Source organism: Streptomyces sp. NPDC050418 (assembly GCF_044458745.1).
Classification (GTDB): Bacteria; Actinomycetota; Actinomycetes; order Streptomycetales; family Streptomycetaceae; genus Streptomyces.
Window position 1 is genome coordinate 404,512 of record NZ_JBITIG010000007.1, and the last position, 18,487, is coordinate 422,998.

Consider the following 18,487-nt stretch of genomic DNA (forward strand, 5'->3'; position numbering starts at 1 on the left):
GACCGTACGCCCGAACGACCAAGATCGTCAGAGCCTGTGGACAACTTCGCCGCCACCCCTCGTCCACAGGCTCCGACGCACCCGCCGAACCGCCGGGTCACCCCTGCGAAGCCCGCCATTCCTCCGCGTAGTCGTCGAAGATCGCCCGCAGATGGTGCCCGATCTTCAGGTAGTCGAGGTCGTCGAGGTTCGCCAGCGAGACCCGCACCGACCACTCGGGACCCTCGAACCCGCCGCCGTTCAGGAGCACCACACCCGTCTGTTGCGCGAGACGGAACAGCGGGTCGATCGGCTCGTAGCTCTTCTCCAGATACGCCGCGAACTCCTGCCCGTGCTCCAGCTGCGCCTGCGCGAGCAGATCGAGTTCGATGTAGTACCCGGCGCGCTTGGGGTCGTCGGCGATCTTCATCCGCGAGCCCTCCAGGAGGAGTTCGAGCCGCTGCCGCACGATGGCGCGGATCCGCTCCTTGTACGTCTGGCCCTCCTCCAGGAGGTCGAAGAGCGAGAACAGCGCGAGCATGACCTGCTGCGGCAGTGAGAGTCCCGCCGTGTGGTTGAGCGCCACCTGCCGCGAGTCCGCGACGAGCCGGTCGATGAAACGGATCTTCTCGGGTTCCAGGGTCAAGGACCCGTACCTCTTGGACAGGCGCTCCTTGGCCTCCGCCGGCAGCCCCGCGATCATCTCGTCGATCACGTTGTCGTCGTGCAGCCCGATGACACCGAGCCGCCAGCCCGTGCAGCCGTAGTGCTTCGAGTACGAGTAGACGAGGAGCGTGTTGCGCGGCAGATCGGCGGCGATGGAGCGGAAGCCCTCCACGAACGTCCCGTACACGTCGTCCGTGACGATCAGCAGGTTCGGGTTCTTCGTCGCGACGATGTCCTTGATCTGGTCCGCGACACGCTGACTCAGCGCAAGGGAAGGCGGGTTGGAGGGATTGACCAGGCAGACAAGCTTGATCTCCGGGTCCTCCAGCTTGGCGACCTCCTCGGCCGGATAGCGCCACTCGCGCACACCTGTCTCCGCGAACATGCTCGCCTCGACGTACGTCACGTCGAATTCGTAGGTGTCGAGTTCGGGGATCTCGATGTACGGCGTGAAGACCGGCACCATGAGGGCGATCTTGTCGCCCTTCTTCAGGAGCCCGTTCTTCATGAGCGAGTCGAAGATGTAGCACATGGCGGCCGTGCCGCCCTCGGTCGCGAAGTACGAGATCTGCCCGGCCGGCGGCTTCTTGCCGAACATCTCGTCCGCGATGTAGCCGCGCACGATCTCCTGCACATGCTCCAGGATCCGGTCCGGCACGGGGTAGTTGTCGCCCACCGAGCTGTCGGTCAGCTCGTGCACGAACGCGTCCTTGTCGAACCCGAACCGCTGGATCCCCAGCTGCACGCACTGCGCGAGGAGTTCGATGCCGGGCAGGTCGGGGTGGCGCCGTACGAAGGTGTCGAACCGTTCGTACGAGCCCGCCAGTTCGGGCATCCCGCCGAGGTCGTCCGCCGTCCACACCCGCCGCGACTCGGACAGCGCGAAGTAGCCGAGCGCATAGAAGGCCTCGCGTGGCCCGGTGGCCACCCAGTTCGGGTTGCCGCGGCCCGCGTTGAGCATCTGGACGCTCGACGTGCCCTTCTGCCCGGGTTTGTCGGCCTGTGCCTCCTTGGCGAGGTCGATGAAGATGTTCTTCAGCTCGAACGGCGACAACTGGGCGTACTGCTGGATCTGTTCACGGGAGAGGGGCGTCTTCGGCATGACAGGGCTTCCTTACGGTGCTCAGTGGTTGAGGAGGACGATGACGGCGCCCCAGATCGTCAGCAGCACATTGCCGATCGCGTACGGGACGGTGTAGCCGAGCGTCGGCACCTGGGATCTGGACTGTTCGTTGATGGCCCCGATCGCGGCCGTGGTGGTCTGGCCGCCGGCCAGGACGCCCATCAGGATCGGGAAGCGGATCTTCTGGATGTAGTGCCCGACGACGAAGCCGACGAGCAGCGGGATCACCGTCGCCACCGCACCCCACACGAGCAGTCCCCAGCCCGCGGACGACAGCCCCGAGGTGAAGCTCGGCCCGGCGTTCAGACCGACGACGGCGACGAACAGACAGAGCCCCAGCGTGTCCATGAACCACTGCGCGCCCGGCGGCACATTGCCGAAGGTGGGGTACTTGCCGCGGATCCACCCGAAGACAAGCCCCATGATCAGCGCGCCACCGGACGTGGAGAGCGAGATCGGCACGCCGCCGGCCGTCAGCGCGGGAATCCCGATGCAGCCGCCGAGGAAGATCCCGAGCCCGACCCAGATCATGTCCGTGGCGAACGAGGTCGGCACCGGCTTGCCGAGCGCCTCACCCGCGGGATCCACGAGCCGCTTGGGGCCGGTCAGGACCAGCGTGTCACCGCGTTCGATCTTGGTGGAGAGCAGATACGGATACTCGGAACCGGAGCGGTACAGCTTGTCGAGGTAGACGCCGACCATGAACGGCTCGGTCCGCAACTCCGCGACCGTCCGCCCCAGTTGCGCCTTCTCCGAGGCGATGACGTGCAGCGTCTCGGTCTGGTAGCCGAGCAGCTCCGCATCGTCCGTCTCGGCCCCGATGTGCGTCCGGGCGTCGTACGAGACGAGATCACCGCGCAACGCGCTGACGGCGACGATGTCCCCTTCGAGCAGCACGCGTTGCTGGTCGTGTGCGAGCACCTTGCCGTCGCGCCGCACATTGGTGACGTAGATCCGCCGCCCCAGCGCCTTCTGCTGGTTCTCGAAGTCCTGCACGGTACGGCCCACCACATCGGGCCGCTGGACGGTGTACGCCCGCAGCACGACCTCGTAGTAGCCCTCGCCGAGGTCGGGGTTCTCGGCCGGTACGTCCAACTCGGCGGCCAGCTGCGCCGATTCGGCCGCCAGGTCCTTGCGGTAGAGCCGCGGCAGGATGTTGGCGAGCAGGATCGCGCACAGGATGGTGCCGAGCGGGTAGCAGACGGCGTAGCCGACGGCGACGAGGTTCTGCTCGTCCTTGATCTGGTCCGCGGACAGACCGGGCAGATTGCTGATCGCGTCCTGCGCGACGCCGATCACGGCGGACTGGGTCAGCGCCCCGCCGAGGAACCCGGCGCTCAGCCCGGGACCGTATCCGAGCATCGCGACGAAACCCCAGGACACCAGCAGACCGGTCACACACACCACGACCGCGTTGATGACCTGCGGAACGCCGTCCTTCTTGAGCCCTTGGAAGAACTGCGGCCCGACCCGGTAGCCGAGCGCGAACAGGAACATCGTGAAGAACAGGTTCTTCACGGTCCCGTCGATGGTCACCTTCAGCTGCGCCCCGAGCAGCAGCCCGGCCACCAGACACCCGGTGACGGCGCCGAGCGCGATCGCCTTGTAGCGCAGCTTCCCGAAGAGGAAACCGATGGCCACGGTGAGGAAGACGAGCAGCTCGGGGTGCGGCTGGAAGATGTTCCGGTTCAGAAAATCGATCACGCGCGCCTCCCCGCCAGGGCGCCCTTAGGCACCGAGGATCCCGACGAGGATCGGACCGGTCAGGGGCAGCAGGAAGTTCGAGAGGGCGTACGTGATCGTGTAGCCGAGCATCGGTACGGAACTCTGTGCCGTCTGCGTGACCGAAGTGATCGCGGGTGTGGAGCACTGCTGGCCCGCGATGGCGCCGATGAGCAGCGGCGTCTCGATCCTCAGGAGCTTGCGTCCGACGATCAGCGAGATCGTGGCGGGGACCAGCACCATCGCGATCCCGGCGAACGGCAGCAGCGCCCCGTACTCCTTGAGCAGCGGCCAGGCCTGCGGCCCCGAGACGAGACCGGTGCACGCGATGAACACCGCGAGCCCCATGTCCTTCAGCGTGGTCGCGGCCTGCGGCGGGAACGCGCCGAAGGTCTGCTTGCGCGAGCGGAACCAGCCGAAGAGCAGCCCCGAGATCAGACAGCCGCCACCGGTCCCGAGCGACATCGGCACATCGCCGAAACGCACGACGAGCTGCCCGAGCAGCGAACCGGCCGCGATGCCGAGACCGAGGTAGATGAAGTCGGTCGCGTCGTTCTTGACGACGGCGCCGATCTTGGCGGTGAGCTTGCCGAGCCCCGACCGCGCACCGGTCAGGGTGAGGACGTCGCCGCGGTGCACCACGGTGTCGCCGTTCGCGGGCATCAGCTGGTCGCCGCGCACCACTTCGGTGACGTACACCCCGTCCTTGATGAACTCGGGGTTCGCGATGAGCATCTGGTCCAGGGTCTTGCCCTCGGTCGCCTTGTCCGTGACCGCGACCTGGGTGGTGGCGAGCGGCGAGTCGAGCCCGGGCACACCCGGCGTCTCGACGCCGACCTCGCGCCCGGCCTCGATGACGTTGGCCCGCCGCCCCACGATGAGCACCAGGTCGGACAGGGTCAGCACGAGACCGGGCGCCGGCGTGAGCACCTTGCTGCCGCGCTTGATCTGCTCGACGGTGATCCGCCCGTCCATGGCCCGCTCGAGCTCCCCGACGGAACGCCCGTCCGCCGTGGTCACCAGATACGTCCGGCCTACGAGCCCCGGCAGCGCGGGCCGCTCGTCGTGCTCCAGCGCGCCCGACGCGCCGCGCATCTTCTCCCACAGCTCCCGCGAGGCCTCCCGCAGGTCGGTGCGGAGCAGCCGCGGCATGATCTGGCTGGTGTAGAGGACGATCGTGACCAGGCCGAAGAGATAGCAGACGGTGTACGCGGTGGCCACGTGCCCCTGGTACTGGGTGATCTGGTCGGGCGTGAGCCCTTCGAGCTTGCCGATCGCCTCGGTCGCCGTACCGACGACCGCGGACTCGGTGGCGGCACCGGCGAGGATGCCGGAGGCCGTGCCCACGTCCAGGTCGAAGGCCTTGGCCAGGGCGATCGCGATACCGAGGACGCAGACGACCTCGATGGCGCACAGCGCGAAGTAGCGCAGGCTCTTGCGGTTGAGGTTCGCGAAGAACTGCGGCCCCGCCATGTACCCGAGCGCGAAGATGAACAGCGCGAAGAACACCGTCTTCACGTCGTCCGACACCGTCGCCTTGGTCCACGCGCCCAGCAGCAGCGACACGATGAGCGTGCCGCAGATCCCGCCGAGGACGATGGGGCCGACCCGCACCTTGCCCACGAGGTAGCCGAGGGCGAGCGAGATGAAGAGCGCGAATTCCGGATGGTCCTTGATGACGCCCATGGCGGCTCAGTGCGCCGTCGCGCGCGGGGCGCAATGAGTGAGATGTCCCATACGCGAAAGATAAGTGCACCGGCCACGCCTCACACCCGGGGTGAGCCAGTGGGGCAGCGGAGCCGTTGCCCGCAACTGCCGCGCCACGCAACGCGCCTCCTGCTCCGAGGACTGACTCGGGGCAGGAGGCGCGCTGCTGTTCGGTCCGCTGTGTTCAGCGCGTACGTCCCGTCACGGGGTGAGCGGCGTACTCGGCAGGGCGGAGGTGTCCGGAAGGGTGCCGACGGGCGGCACCACGCCGGGCGGGGTGGGCAGTTGCGGCAGGGTGCTCGGGTCCGGCACCGCGACCGGCGGCGTCGGGACGCCGGGGAGGGTGGGGAGCGCCGGCAGGCCCGGAAGGTTCGGCGCCGGAAGGGCACCGCCCAGGATCGTGGCCGCGAGGACGTTCACCAGGTTGGTGACCACGGTGGTCGCAGCGGCCGTCACGCCGGTCACGTCCCCGGCGACCGCCGCCTTCGCCAGCGCGTCCACGGAGGACTGGAGCGCGGCGAGCGCGTCCGCCTTCAGATCCGCGGCCTTCGCCTTCGCCTTCCCCTTCGCACCGGGGGCGGGCACCGCCGTGTCCGGCACCTCCGGCACGGTGCTCGCGATGACCGACTCGACCGGTTCGGGCACGGCACTTGTCACGGGGTCAGGAACCGCACTGGTCACCGGATCCGGAACCGCACTGGTCACCGGACCGGGCACCTGGGCCGTCGCGGCCTCGATGGCCTTCTTGATCTCCGCGACCTTCGCCTCGACCTCGGCGGCCGGAAGCTTGCCGTCCTCGGCCGCAAGGGCGTCCTGGACGAGCGCGGTGACCGGGGCGAGCACACCGGCCGTGTCCTGCAGTGCCTTTGCCTGCTGGAGAAGTTGATCGGCAGGAGCGGCCTTGGCCGCGCTGCGATGAGTCGGGGTGGAGTCGATGGAAGCCGCTACGACCGGAGCGGAGGCCCCGATCAGCAGGGCGGTACATACGGCCGCGGTGGTGACGAGACGGCCCTTGGGCAGGACAGGCACAGCGTTCCCTTCGGTGGTCAGGATCTTGGGATCACCGTGCGGGGGGGCTGCCAGCGGCTGCAACCGGATGAAGTTTTACGGCGCTACCGCGCGCCTTCACCAGATGATGGCGACGGGTGTGCCATCCTCCGCAATTTCTCCTGAACGCAGGCAACTTGGGACGAGCACGCCCAACACACGCCCCACAGGAGGCATTCCCCACGCGGAACGGCCTTGGGGTGACGCGTCACGCGAATGGCCCTGACGCACCGCGCCCCACCCTCGGCGCGAGCGCGAGAGCGGGGCGGGGCGGGAAGCCGCGGGTGGCGGCGTCGGGCTGACGGCGTCAGGACATCAGGAGGTTGGTGACCGGCTGCGCCTGGTCGGTCAGCTGACGCAGCTCGTTGAGCTTGCCGAGCTGGTCCGAGACGGCGGGGACCTCGTCGCGGTGCTCCTCCGGAACCGAGCTCGTCGCCACGGTGTCGAGCGTGTCGTTGACCGAGAGGGCGGCGGGACCGTCCACCGGAGCGGCGGCGGCCGCGGAGGCCGTGAGACCGGTGACGCCGACGGCGAGGACAGCGGCGGAGAACATGCGCTTTGCGTTGATCATGCCGGGTATAACGCAGCCCGCGAGGGCGCGGACACGAGAGCGGCCGGCCCGTCACCCGAAGGGCCGCAGCCCGCCCCGCCGGGCCGCACAGGGGTACCGGAACGCGGCTCGGCCCCCGGGGTTGCTCCCGGGGGCCGAGCCGCAGTGCCGCGACGAGCGGTCAGTGGTTGGCCGAGAGAACCGAGAGGTCCTGGAGCAGGTTCGAGAGCGGCTCGTCGCCCTTGGCCTGCGTCGAGTTCTCGGTGCACTGCTGGTTCTGCGGGTTCGACAGGACGGGGATGTCCTGGACGGCGACCGGCACGATGCCGGCGAGGGAGCCGACGTTGCCCTTGACCGGGAGGCCGATGCAGGGCTTGTTCAGCGAGCCCTGGACCACGCCGAGCTGCGGGCTCATGTCGCCCTTGGTCTCGGAGTTGCCGAACGACTGCGTGGCGCCGTTGCCGCTCTGCGACGCGGTGTTGTCACCGTCGGCGAACGCCTGGCCGGCGCCGAAACCGGCGACGGTCAGAGTGACAGCAGCGGTGGCCATAGCCTTCTTGAACATTTCCTCGTCCTTATGTCGCACGAATGACCGGTATCGGTGCGACAGGTACAACTCAGGCCGACAGGTTTGGTTATCCACGTTCACGCGAACAGAGCAACTGCTCCGAACAGGGCTATTGCACCGTGGGGCCGTGTCATCCCCTCCGCAAAGACGTTCCGATACACAGGGGTCCGCGTTCGGGACCCCGGAACTCTGAAAAAAGGTGCACCCCATGAAGACTTCCAAGAAGGCCGCTCTGGTCATCGCCGTCGCGGGCCTCGCCGCCGGTGCCGGTGCCGGCAGCGCGTTCGCCGACGCGGGCGCCGAGGGCGCCGCCCACGGTTCGCCCGGTGTCGGCTCCGGCAACGTGCTGCAGGCCCCGATCCACGTCCCGGTCAACGTGTCCGGCAACACCGTGAACGGCATCGCCGCGCTGAACCCGGCGTTCGGCAACCAGGCCGTCAACAACTGACGCTTCCCTCCGGGGCTGCGGTCAAAAATGCACGGCGGCACCAGGTCACCCCTGGTGCCGCCGTGCATTTGCGTGGTGGAGCCGCGCTCAGAGGCTGCCGGTCTGCAGCCCGCCCAGCAGCGGGGCGGCCTGGGAGGCGGAGCCGACCACGGTCTGCGGCGCGTCCTGCACCTGCTGCAGCGCGCCCGTGGCGTCGGTGACCGGCTTCAGCACGCTGCCGTCCTTCGAGACACCCTGGGTGGCCTGCAGCGGGTCGGTGTCCACGGCGCCGCCGGACAGCGCGTCGCTCACCGCACCGTTGAGGCTCATCGGAGGCAACTCACCGATGTGATCGGCGGCCAGGGCCGGGGTGGCAGCACCCATGGCCATCATGGTTCCGGCGACAGCGGCGGCGGCCTTCATGTACTTCACTGCGATTCCTCTCTCGGGGTGTCCTCTGGACGGCAATTTGTTCGCCACGGTGATTGACATCGGGCGAATTACCGTCTTCGAGTTGCTTAACGATCGCCCTCCGAGCGAGAAACCCAGTTCAGGCAGGCTTTCTCGATGCCACCCGAACGACGGGCGCGGTCGGACTATTCATATGTCCCCGTAATAACCGGCCCCGGAGGGCTCCGGTGCGTAAGAATGTTTGGAAAAGGCAAACGGGTGACGCCGTGCCCCCGCGCACCGGGCGGGTGCTTGAATTGCCAGGGCGTTCTTGAGCAGGTGCCGGCTCCCAGCTGCCGACGCGTCGCGTCGTCGAGCCACCCGTTTCCTCCGTCGCGGGGCACCAAACGCTGTTGAGGGTGGGAGCCGGCCGGCTCCCACCCTCAATGTTGTCTCCGCGACGTGCGCTCACCGCACCCGGTGATCAGCCGTCCGTACGGGAGCGCCGGTACAGGACCATCCCCCCGAGGAGCAGCGCGGCACCGCCGCCGGCGAGCGCCGCGGTCGACGCGGATCCCGTCTCCGCGAGCTGCGGCGCCGGGTGGTTCGCCGGCTCCTCGGGCAGCTCCGGGGCCGGGGCCGGCGGAACGGCGGGGTTGCTCGACGGGGTGGGCTCCGAGGGAACCGGAGCGGGCGTCTCCTCGACGCCGGACGCACAGGAGTTGCCGCTCGCCGCGTTGCCCACGCCGACGACGTTGACGGAGTTCCCGCACGCGTTGACCGGCACGGAGACCGGGGCCTGTACCTGGTTGCCGGAGAGCAGGCCCGGCGAGCCGTGCGTCTCGGCCTCGCTGTGGCTGCCCGTCGCGCTCTCCTGCGCACCGTCCTGCGGGGCCGTCTCCTGCGCGGCCGTGTCCTGCTGAGCCTCGTCCTGGGGCGCCGCGTCCTGCGGGGCCTCGTCCTGCACGGACGGGCCGGCGAGCGTGTCGGCGCCACTGTCCGGCGCCGACTGCCCGGTGCCGGGCGCCGGCTGGTCCGCGGCGACGGCGGCGCTCGCGAAGCCCAGGCTGGAGACTGCGACCGCGAGCGAGATGGCGCCGCGGCGTACATAGGTCTGCATGTGTTCAGATCGCCTTCGTCTTGATCGGCCGACGGCCATTAAGGGGCGAGGGCCCCGACGCGAGATCGCGTGGGGCCCTCTCACATCTGACTGGCTTGAGCCGGAAGTCAGTTGTTGACGCAGGTGTTGCCGAAGGCCGGGTTGAGCAGGCCGATGACGTTCACCGTGTTGCCGCAGACGTTCACCGGGACGTGCACCGGCACCTGAACGACGTTGCCGGAGAGGACACCGGGGGAGTCCGTCGCAGCACCCTGGGCGCCGGCGTCGGCCATGGCGGTACCCGCGGAGCCGAGGGCGATCATCGAGCCCGCAACGAGGGTCAGAACCTTCTTGTTCATTTCTACCTTCCCGCAGCGCTGCGCTACGCACGCGACGTTCGCGTACGGCCGCAGAGGATCATCACTGCACTGGGATAACGAGGACTCCAGTCGCAGGAAACCTAAAACTACGTCTGCCAAACCCAACTCACCCGAATGCACCAATGCTTCGATTTCGCCGGGACATGCCTCTGCCCGGGCACGTCCGAATGACGGCGCCCGGGCAGGCCGAGGATTTCCGTTCTCAGTTGGCCGAGAGAACGGAGAGGTCCTGGAGCAGGTTCGAGAGCGGCTCGTCGCCCTTGGCCTGCGTCGAGTTCTCGGTGCACTGCTGGTTCTGCGGGTTCGACAGAACCGGGATGTCCTGGACCGAGACCGGGACGACGCCGATGAGGGAGCCGACGTTGGCCTTGGCCGGCAGGGCGACACAGGGCTTGTTGAGCGAGCCCTGGACGAGGGCCATCTGCGGGCTCATGTCGCCGTGCGTCATCGAGTTGCCGTAGCTCTGCGAGGCGTTGTTGCCGCTCTCCGAGATCGTGTTGTCGCCACCGTCGGCGAAGGCAGCCGGAGCCATGGCGGCGCCGGTACCGAGGACGGACGCCGTGACGGCAGCAGTGGCCAGAATCTTCTTGATCACTTGAATCCCTTTTCTGGGTTTTTGCCCGATGGTGCAACAGCCTGAACAACTGCCCAAGTCCGGTTCCGGTTCCTGGGGTTCACCCGATTGCCGCAGTTGAGACGGCCGGACAGGCCGGGAATCCGGCCTGTCCGGCCGGTACCCAGGGGGTGTGTCGTTCCTACTCGTTGACGCAGGTGTTGCCGCCGGTCGGGTTCAGCGCGGCGAGGACGTTGAGGCTGTTGCCGCAGACGTTGACCGGCACGTGGATCGGCACCTGGATCAGGTTGCCGCTGAGGACGCCGGGGGAGTTGTGGACGTACCCGGAGGCCGCGGCGTCCGGCGCGCCGTCGTCGGCGACCGCCGCACCGGCACCGCCGAGAAGGAGCAGCGCGCCCGCGGCGGCCATCACACCGGCCTTCATGACGAACTTCATGTGCATTCCCATCGTTGAGCGATCTCGGCGGCCGGCGGGCGGCCGCCTGAACGCAAGCCATGTTCGCCACGCCGCATCCGCATGGTGATGCGACATCCCGACAGGCATCACAATTACGCCCGACTTCCGTATCCGTGCGGCACGGTGTATACGCCCATTCCGCCAACACAATGGAGTTGGTCACCGCAGGAGGGGAAACCGCGATTAAACTCTCCCGCCTACGCCCGTCATCCGAGCTCGAGCCGGCTGTTTCCAGAACTGGCAGACAATTCCCCAACCCTCGTCGGCCCTGCTCAGAGAAAGCCGCACGCGCAGTGACAACAGAACGCAGTTTTACGGCTTTTCATATTCTTCAGCCTGACGGCGGGGGTGTGCCGCGGGTGGTGGCCGACCTGGTGCGCGCGCAGGCGCGGGCCGGGGTCCGGGTGATCGTCGCGTGCCATCCCGGGCTGGCGGCGGCCGAGGAGATGCGGGCCTCGGGTGCGCGGGTACTCCCCTGGCGGGCGACGCGCTCGCCCGGACCCGCCGTCGCCGGGGAAGTGCGCGCGGTGGCACGCCTGGTGAGGGACTGCGCGCCGGACGTCGTGCACGCGCACAGCGCGAAGGCGGGACTTGCGGCGCGGCTGGCCGTACGCGGCCGGATCCCCACGCTGTATCAGCCGCACGCGTGGTCATTCCTCGCCGTGGACGGCCTGGTGGGGCGGGCGACGCGGCGGTGGGAGCGCTTTGCCACGCGCTGGACGGACCGCATCGTGTGCGTCAGCGCGGCCGAGCGCGCGCTAGGCGAGGCGGCGGGGATCTCGGCGGACTGGGAGGTCATCCCCAACGGCATCGATCTCGGCCGCTTCGGCCCAGGAGCCCCTGGTCAGCAGCCGGTTGAGGCCGGCCTTCACGTGGTGTGCGTGGGGCGGCTCTGCCGGCAGAAGGGGCAGGACGTCCTCCTGGAGGCGTGGCCGCGGATCCTCGCGCAGGCACCCGACGCCCGGCTGACCCTCGTGGGCGACGGCCCGCTGCGCGGCGCTCTGGAGCAGACGGCGCCCGCCGGGGTGGAGTTCGCCGGCGAGGTCTGCGATGTCGTGCCGTGGCTGCGGCGGGCCGATCTGGTGGTGCTGCCCTCGCGTTGGGAGGGCATGGCGCTGGCGCCGCTGGAGGCCATGGCCGTGGGCGCGCCCGTCGTCGTCACCGACGTGGCCGGGGCACGGGAGAGCCTGCCGCCCGGGCAGGCCGGCTGCGCGCTCGTGCCGCCGCAGGATCCCGGGGCCCTCGCCGCGGCCGTGAGCCGCATGCTGACCGATTCCTCGCTGCGTCGGCGTGCCGCGGGGGAGGCGTACGCGCATGCGCACCAGGAGTTCGACGTGCGGCGGTCCGCCGCCGCGGTGATGGCGTTGTACGAGCGCGTGGCTTCCCCCACGGACCTGCTAGCCCGGGAGCGTATGAGCGCATGAGTACCGACGAAGCCTCCGCCGACGGCAGCGGAGTGGGGACCGTCTCCGGTCCCGCTCCCCGCGACCGGCTCGCGGACCGCCGCCCGCCCCTGGCACCGCCCGGACGGTGGAACGGTCTGGCCGCCGCTCTCGTCGCCGCCGACGCCCTCGCCGTCGCGGCCGTCGCCTGGGGCCTGTACGGCGTCGAGGCCTCGCTCGTGTACGCGGTGGCGCCCCTGGCGCTGGGGCAGGCCGTGATGCACGCCCACCGCGGCGCGTACCGGACCCGGTTGAGCTACTCCGCGCTGTCGGACGTGCCGGCGCTGGCCGAGTCGACGCTGGTGCTGTGGTGCGCGCTCGCGGCGCTGCTCGCCACCTGGGACCCGCAACGCGCCCTGGCCTGGCAGGTGCTGGCCCTGGCGATGGCCGTGCAGGTCGTGGCGCTCGGGCTCCTGCGGGCCGCCGTCTACCAGGGGTGGCGGGCGCGGGCGGCCCGGCAGCCGCGGCGCGCGCTGGTCATCGGGCGGGGCGCCGACGCGTACCACCTGGTGAGCCTGTTGCAGCAGCAGCCCGCGCTCGGGCTCCTGCCGGTCGGTCTGGTCACCAGCAATCTGATCCCGCCGCCCGCCGCCGAGGGCAGGGCGCCCGCGCTTCCGGTGCTGCGGGACGCCGAGGACGTAGCGCGTGCCCTGATCCAGAACGGGGTGCAGCACGCCGTCATCACACGCGTGTCCGGGTCCCCCGCCACCGCCGCGCCCGAGGTGCTCGACGTGCTGCGCCGCCACCATCTGCAGGTCTGGGTGGTCGACTTCGCGGTGGACGAGTACCACTGGCTCACCGCGCCCACCTGCCGTGACCACGTGTACGGCTATCCCGCGCACGCCACGAAGAGGGAGCCGGTCCGCTCGCCGGGTCTGGTGGTCAAGCGGCTCGTCGACATCGTGTTGTCCGGGACCGCCCTCGTCGTCCTCTCGCCCGTCCTGGCCGCCTGCGCCCTGGCCGTACGGTGGGCCGACGGGCCGGGTGTGCTGTTCCGTCAGGAGCGCATCGGGCGGGACGGGCGGCCCTTCACGGTGCTCAAGTTCCGTTCGCTGAAGCCCACGGACAAGGCCGAGTCGGACACCCGGTGGAACGTCGCGGGGGACGTACGGCTGAGCCGGGTCGGTGACTTCCTGCGCCGCAGCTCCCTGGACGAGCTCCCGCAGCTGTGGAACGTCCTGCGCGGCGACATGAGCCTGGTGGGGCCGCGGCCCGAACGGCCCTTCTTCGTCGAGCAGTTCACGGAGAAGTACCCCGGCTACGCGGCGCGGCACCGTATGCCCGTCGGCATCACCGGGCTCGCGCAGGTGCACGGGCTGCGCGGCGACACGTCCATCCCGGACCGCGCCCGGTTCGACAACCGCTACATCACCACCTGGTCGTTGTGGCAGGACGTGTGCGTGATGCTGCGGACCGTCGCCTCCCTGCTGCGTCCGGGAGGGGGCTGATGGCCACGCCCCTCGCGGTGGACCTGATCCGGGTCGCCGCGCACCGCACACGCAGGGAGCCCGACCAGTTGGCCGGGCTGTTCCTGCTGACGCTGCCCGTGGCGCTCCTCGCCCTCCCGTACGGGGGCGGGGACGTGACCGCCCGGAACATCACCCCGGCCGACGCGGCCAGCGCGCTGCTCGTGGCCTTCTGCGCCGTCCAGATCGCGCGCGGCCGGGTGCGCCCGCTGCCCGCCACCGCCGCGTGGGTGCTGGCCGCGCCCACGGTGGCGCTGACCGTGGCGACCGTGACCGCCGTGGATCCCGCGGCCGCGCTGCCCGGGCTCGTGCGGTATCTGCAGATCTTCGTCCTCGTACCGGCCGCGGTGGTGCTGCTGGTGCGCGACGCCGCGGACTTCCGCTGGGTGGCGTCGGGTCTGGTGCTGCTCGCGGTGCTCGAAGGCGCCGTGGGGCTGCACCAGTTCGTGACCGGGACCGGCGCCTCGTACGCCGGGCAGGACATCCGCGCGGTGGGGACCTTCGGCGCGACCGACGTGATGGGCATGGCGACCGTGGTCGCGCTCGGGCTTGTGACCGCGCTCGGGCTGGCGGTCGGCTCCGCGACGGGCGTGCGGCGGCCCGGCTGGCAGCAGCCCGCGCTCGTCGTCACCTGTGCGGCGCTGTGCGTGCCGCTGGTGCTGTCGTTCAGCCGTGGCGCCTGGATCGCGACCGTGCTCGTGGCCGCCGGACTCGCCGCGTTCCTCGGCCGGCGCCGCCTCCTGCAGATGACGGCCGTCACGGTCGCGTTCGTGGTGGTCCTGGTCGGGGGGTTCGGGGTCGGCTCGGCGATGCTCGACCAGCGGCTGACCAGCATCACCCAGGTCACGGACAGCCCCGACCAGTCCGTCACCGACCGGTACACGATGTGGGCCGCGGCGGCGGACATGTGGCGCGAGCGGCCCGTGACCGGTGTGGGGCTCAAGGGCTTTCCGCAGCACCGGGACGGTCACGCGGGTCTCGCGCTCTCCTCGGGCAGCGACACGGGGGGCGCCGGACAGGACTTCCACCGCCAGCCGCTTCTGTCCCCGCACAGCATGTACCTGCTGGTCCTGGGCGAGCAGGGCCTGGTGGGCATGGTCGGTCTGGCCGGCAGCTGGCTTGCCGTGCTGGTCCTGGGCCTGCGCGCGGCGGTGCGCGCCCGGCTCCGTACCGGAGAACTGGGCGTGGGCCTGGTGGCCGTGGGTCTCCTGGCGTGGCAGCTCGTGGACTTCGTCTACGCCGACATCGGCGGTCCCGCGACCGCCCTGGTCGGCATCGTCTTCGGGCTGGCCGTGTGGTGGGCCTGTGCGGAGCGGCCGGGCACGGTCTTGTACGGGACGGGGCGCGTCCGCACTCTCGGACGGCAGAACACGGCCGCGTATGAGTAGGACCCTGCGCAGCGACCCACCGGTCACGGCACCGAGGACCGGACCGGCGCCCGGCCCCGAGCGGCTGGGCCGGTTCCTGGCGCGGGCGGCCGCCGTGACCGCGGTGCTCTCCCTGGCCGGGGCGGTTCTCGGTCTCGTACGGGACCAGTCGATCGCGCATCTCTTCGGGGCGGGCGCGGAGAGCGACGCGTTCCTCGTCGCCTGGACCGTGCCGGAGATGGCCTCGACGCTTCTCATCGAGGACGGCATGGCCCTGCTCCTCGTACCGGCGTTCAGCCACGCCCTGGCCCGACGGCAGGCGCACACGACGGGCCCCGACCCCGTACGGGCCCTGATCGCCGCCACGTTGCCGCGGCTGCTCGTCTTCCTCGCGTGCGTCACCATCCTGCTGCTCGTCGGCGCCCCCGTCCTGGTGGAGCTGCTGGCGCCGGGCCTGCAGCGGCCCGATGTGGCGGTCGCCTGCACGCGGTTGACCGCGGTCACGCTCCTGACGTTCGGGGTGGCCGGGTACTTCAGCGCCGCGCTGCGCGCGCACCGGCGCTTCCTCTCCCCCGCGACGATCTACGTCGCGTACAACGTCGGCATCATCGGCAGCGTCCTGCTGCTGCACGGGATCTGGGGGATCCAGGCCGCGGCGGTCGGCGTGGGTCTCGGCAGCGTCCTGATGGTGCTCGTGCAGCTGCCGTCGTTCCTGCGCTCGCGCGCGCAGGGCGCCCCGCTGCGGCGCACCGACCGGATGGACACGGCCCGCCCCGCGCTGGTCAGCCTGGCGGTCCTGGCGCCCGTGGTCCTGTTCACGGTGAGCCGCCAACTGCAGGTCGTGGTCGAGCGGTTCCTCGCGGCCGGGCTTCCGGCCGGGGCGATCTCGCATCTCAACTACGCGCAGAAGGTCGCGCAGATGCCGATGGTGCTGTCCCTGATGATCTGCACCGTGACCTTCCCCGTGGTGGCCCAGGCCATGGCCGACGGGAACGCGCACATCGTCAGGGAACGCGTCCGCCGCGACCTGGCCGCGGCCGCGCTCGTGGTGCTCACGGGCACCGCGCTCGTCGTCGGCTACGCGCCGCAGATCATCGAAGTGCTGTTCCAGCGCGGCGCCTTCGACGCGACGGACACTGCCGCCACGGCCCAGGTCATGCGGGTCTACGCCCTCGGGCTGCTCGGCCAGTGCCTGGTCGGGGCGCTGTGCCGGCCGTACTTCTCCGCGAGCCGGCCCACCTGGTACCCGCTGGCCGCCATGGCCGCCGGTCTCGTCACGAGCACCGTGCTCGGGGCGCTCAGCGTGGAGCGCTGGGGGGCGTACGGGATCGCCGCGGCCAACGCGACCGGCATCACCCTCGCCGGGGTGCTGCTGCTGCGCGGCCTCGGCTCACGCGTGGCCGCGATCCCCGTGGGACCCGTCCTGCTCACGCTGTCCCGGCTGATCGCCGCCTGCGCGGTGACCGCGGCCGCGGGCTGGTGGCTGGGGCCGCAGGTTCCCAACGCCCTGCTCAGCCTGGGGCTCGGCTGTGTGCTGGTGCCGGTGCTGTTCGCCGCGTCGGCGCTTGCGCTGCGCGCCCCGGAGGTCGGTGACGTACTCGAGCTGCTCCAGCGAAAGGTCGGTCATGCCCGCTGACACGAGAGCGCCCCGCGCCCAGGTGCCCGCCGTGGAGCACCGTACGTCGATCTGGATGTACCACTCCGTCGCGAGTGCCGACGACGACCCGTACGGCATCACCGTCGAGCCCGAGCGGCTCGACCACCAGCTGCGCTGGCTGCGGGAGCGCGGGCTCAAGGGGGTCGGCATGTCCGATCTGCTGCGCGCCCGCACCACCGGCCGCGGCGCCGGACTGGTCGGGCTGACCTTCGACGACGGCTACGCGGACTTCCTCGACCACGCCCTGCCGCTGCTGCAGCGCTACGGGTTCACGGCGACCGTGTTCGTGCTCGCCGGGCGGCTCGACGGGGTCAACGGCTGGGATCCGCTGGGGCCGCGCAAACGGCTGCTGTCCCTCGGCGGGATCCGCAGGATCGCGGCCGCCGGGATGGAGGTCGGCTCGCACGGGCTGCGGCACACGCGGCTGACCCAGCTCGCGCCCTCCGAGCTGCACCGCGAAGTCGTCGAGAGCCGTACGGTCCTGAGCCACATCACCGACTGTGTACCGCCCGGCTTCTGCTATCCGTACGGCGAACTGAACGCGCGTGTCGTCGAGGCGGTGCGCGCCGCCGGCTACTCCTACGCCTGCGCGATCGCACCGCAGCCCGAGCACGGCATCTTCGCCCTGCCGCGCATCCACATCAGCCAGGCGGACCGCTCCTGGCGGCTGCGGCTCAAGCACCGGCTCCAGGGAACGTCGCGCTGCGCCGGCGCGTGGCAGCTCCCGCCCGGATCCGACAGAGGCGGCCGCCCGTGAAAGCACTGCATGTCATCACCGGCCTCGGCATCGGCGGAGCCGAGCAGCAACTCCGGCTGCTGCTGCGGCAGCTCCCCTTCCGCAACGACGTCGTCACGCTGACCAACCCCGGGCCGGTCGCGCAGCAGCTGCGCCGCGACGGCGTCCACGTCACCCACCTGGGGATGGGCGGCAACCGGGACCTGCGGGCGCTGCCCCGGCTCACCCGGCTCATCGCCGCGGGCGGCTACGACCTGGTGCACACACATCTGTACCGCGCGTGCGTCTACGGGCGGCTCGCGGCACGCCTCGCCCGCGTGCCCTCCGTCGCCACCGAACACTCGCTGGGACAGCACCAGTTGGAGGGGCGGCCGCTGAACCGCGGCAACCGGGGCCTGTATCTGATGACGGAACGGATGGGCGAGGCCACCGTCGCGGTCTCGAACACGGTCGCCGACCGGCTGGAGCACTGGGGTGTCCCGGCCCAGCGCATCCATGTCGTCCCCAACGGCATCGACGCACGGCACTTCCGCTACTCCGCGGAGCGGCGCCTGCGCGCGCGGGCGAGCCTGGGGATCGCCGAGGGCACGTACGTGGCGGGGGCGGTCGGCCGGCTCGTCCCCGGCAAGCGCTTCGACCTGCTGCTCCAGGCGGCGGCGCAGGCCGACGACGTCCACGTCCTGCTCGTCGGCGACGGACCCGAGCGGCAACGGCTCCTGGAGCTCGCGGCGGGCCTCGGCTGCGCCGAACGCGTCCACCTGCCCGGCGAGTTCACCGACGCCCGTACGGACCTGAGCCTCGCCGATCTGCTCGCGGCGATGGATGTCTTCGTCTCCACCTCCCAGGAGGAGGCCTTCGGTCTGGCCGTCCTCGAAGCCCTCGCGGCCGGGCTGCCCGTCCTGCACACCACGTGCCCGGCCCTGGAGGACCTGCCGGCCTCGTTCACCGTGGGCTCGCAGGCTGTCAGCGGCCGCCCCGGGGAGCTCGCGCGGGAACTCGCGCGGCGCCGGGACGCGGGCGCGCGGCGGATCGCACCGCCCGGTGCCGTCGCGCACTACGACATCGCCCGCAGCGCCGCTCTTCTCATGAACCTGTACGAGCAGACCCTCCGCACATCCGTCAGGAGCTGA

The 18,487-nt window shown here is 70.6% G+C and carries 18 protein-coding genes; 7 read left to right on the forward strand and 11 right to left on the reverse strand.

Annotated features, from left to right (window positions below):
• Positions 1-97 precede the first annotated feature (97 nt).
• From ACIBI4_RS19600 to ACIBI4_RS19625, 6 genes are all read right to left on the reverse strand, one after another.
• A complete protein-coding gene (locus tag ACIBI4_RS19600) occupies positions 98-1,747 on the reverse strand; it encodes a bifunctional aspartate transaminase/aspartate 4-decarboxylase (protein ID WP_399205172.1) in 1,650 nt (549 codons plus the stop codon).
• Between the two features lie 21 nt (positions 1,748-1,768).
• Positions 1,769-3,472, reverse strand: coding sequence for an aspartate-alanine antiporter (gene aspT / locus ACIBI4_RS19605; protein WP_399205173.1), 1,704 nt, complete (start codon positions 3,470-3,472; stop codon positions 1,769-1,771).
• Between the two features lie 24 nt (positions 3,473-3,496).
• Positions 3,497-5,176 (reverse strand): aspartate-alanine antiporter, encoded by a 1,680-nt coding sequence (gene aspT / locus ACIBI4_RS19610; RefSeq protein ID WP_399205174.1) that lies wholly within the window; start codon positions 5,174-5,176, stop codon positions 3,497-3,499.
• Positions 5,177-5,398: 222 nt separating this feature from the next.
• Positions 5,399-6,226, reverse strand: coding sequence for a hypothetical protein (locus ACIBI4_RS19615; RefSeq protein WP_399205175.1), 828 nt, complete (start codon positions 6,224-6,226; stop codon positions 5,399-5,401).
• Positions 6,227-6,551: 325 nt separating this feature from the next.
• Positions 6,552-6,815 carry a hypothetical protein gene (locus ACIBI4_RS19620; protein ID WP_399205176.1) on the reverse strand — a complete coding sequence of 88 codons (264 nt, stop codon included), beginning with the start codon at positions 6,813-6,815 and terminating at the stop codon, positions 6,552-6,554.
• Between the two features lie 160 nt (positions 6,816-6,975).
• Complete coding sequence (locus ACIBI4_RS19625; protein ID WP_399205177.1) at positions 6,976-7,359, reverse strand: rodlin; 384 nt, start codon at positions 7,357-7,359, stop codon at positions 6,976-6,978.
• A gap of 211 nt (positions 7,360-7,570) precedes the next feature.
• Here ACIBI4_RS19625 and ACIBI4_RS19630 point away from each other — a divergent pair, with 211 nt between their 5' ends.
• Positions 7,571-7,810 carry a chaplin gene (locus ACIBI4_RS19630; protein WP_399205178.1) on the forward strand — a complete coding sequence of 80 codons (240 nt, stop codon included), beginning with the start codon at positions 7,571-7,573 and terminating at the stop codon, positions 7,808-7,810.
• A gap of 87 nt (positions 7,811-7,897) precedes the next feature.
• Here the strand turns inward: ACIBI4_RS19630 and ACIBI4_RS19635 are convergent, their stop codons facing one another.
• The 5 genes from ACIBI4_RS19635 to ACIBI4_RS19655 form a co-directional block, all read right to left on the reverse strand.
• Complete coding sequence (locus ACIBI4_RS19635) at positions 7,898-8,212, reverse strand: hypothetical protein (RefSeq protein WP_399205308.1); 315 nt, start codon at positions 8,210-8,212, stop codon at positions 7,898-7,900.
• Positions 8,213-8,663: 451 nt separating this feature from the next.
• Positions 8,664-9,299, reverse strand: a complete 636-nt coding sequence (locus ACIBI4_RS19640) for a chaplin (protein ID WP_399205179.1) — start codon at positions 9,297-9,299, stop codon at positions 8,664-8,666.
• A 107-nt stretch (positions 9,300-9,406) separates the two neighbouring features.
• Positions 9,407-9,637 carry a chaplin gene (locus tag ACIBI4_RS19645; protein ID WP_399205180.1) on the reverse strand — a complete coding sequence of 77 codons (231 nt, stop codon included), beginning with the start codon at positions 9,635-9,637 and terminating at the stop codon, positions 9,407-9,409.
• Positions 9,638-9,860: 223 nt separating this feature from the next.
• Complete coding sequence (locus ACIBI4_RS19650) at positions 9,861-10,253, reverse strand: rodlin (RefSeq protein WP_399205181.1); 393 nt, start codon at positions 10,251-10,253, stop codon at positions 9,861-9,863.
• A 160-nt stretch (positions 10,254-10,413) separates the two neighbouring features.
• On the reverse strand, positions 10,414-10,668 hold the full coding sequence (locus ACIBI4_RS19655) for a chaplin (protein ID WP_399205182.1): 255 nt from the start codon (positions 10,666-10,668) through the stop codon (positions 10,414-10,416).
• 314 nt (positions 10,669-10,982) lie between these two features.
• Between ACIBI4_RS19655 and ACIBI4_RS19660 the strand changes: the two genes are divergently transcribed.
• The 6 genes from ACIBI4_RS19660 to ACIBI4_RS19685 are packed head-to-tail and all read left to right on the forward strand — an operon-like array spanning position 10,983 to position 18,487.
• A complete protein-coding gene (locus ACIBI4_RS19660; RefSeq protein ID WP_399205183.1) occupies positions 10,983-12,113 on the forward strand; it encodes a glycosyltransferase in 1,131 nt (376 codons plus the stop codon).
• Complete coding sequence (locus tag ACIBI4_RS19665) at positions 12,110-13,579, forward strand: sugar transferase (RefSeq protein ID WP_399205184.1); 1,470 nt, start codon at positions 12,110-12,112, stop codon at positions 13,577-13,579. Before ACIBI4_RS19660 ends, ACIBI4_RS19665 begins: the two co-directional genes overlap by 4 nt.
• Positions 13,579-14,985: an O-antigen ligase family protein gene (locus tag ACIBI4_RS19670; protein WP_399205185.1), complete on the forward strand. Its 1,407-nt coding sequence runs from the start codon at positions 13,579-13,581 to the stop codon at positions 14,983-14,985. The genes ACIBI4_RS19665 and ACIBI4_RS19670 overlap by 1 nt, the downstream gene beginning before the upstream one ends.
• On the forward strand, positions 14,978-16,600 hold the full coding sequence (gene murJ / locus ACIBI4_RS19675) for a murein biosynthesis integral membrane protein MurJ (RefSeq protein WP_399205186.1): 1,623 nt from the start codon (positions 14,978-14,980) through the stop codon (positions 16,598-16,600). The genes ACIBI4_RS19670 and murJ overlap by 8 nt, the downstream gene beginning before the upstream one ends.
• A complete protein-coding gene (locus ACIBI4_RS19680) occupies positions 16,590-17,378 on the forward strand; it encodes a polysaccharide deacetylase family protein (RefSeq protein ID WP_399205187.1) in 789 nt (262 codons plus the stop codon). Before murJ ends, ACIBI4_RS19680 begins: the two co-directional genes overlap by 11 nt.
• Positions 17,375-18,487, forward strand: coding sequence for a glycosyltransferase (locus ACIBI4_RS19685; protein WP_399205188.1), 1,113 nt, complete (start codon positions 17,375-17,377; stop codon positions 18,485-18,487). The genes ACIBI4_RS19680 and ACIBI4_RS19685 overlap by 4 nt, the downstream gene beginning before the upstream one ends.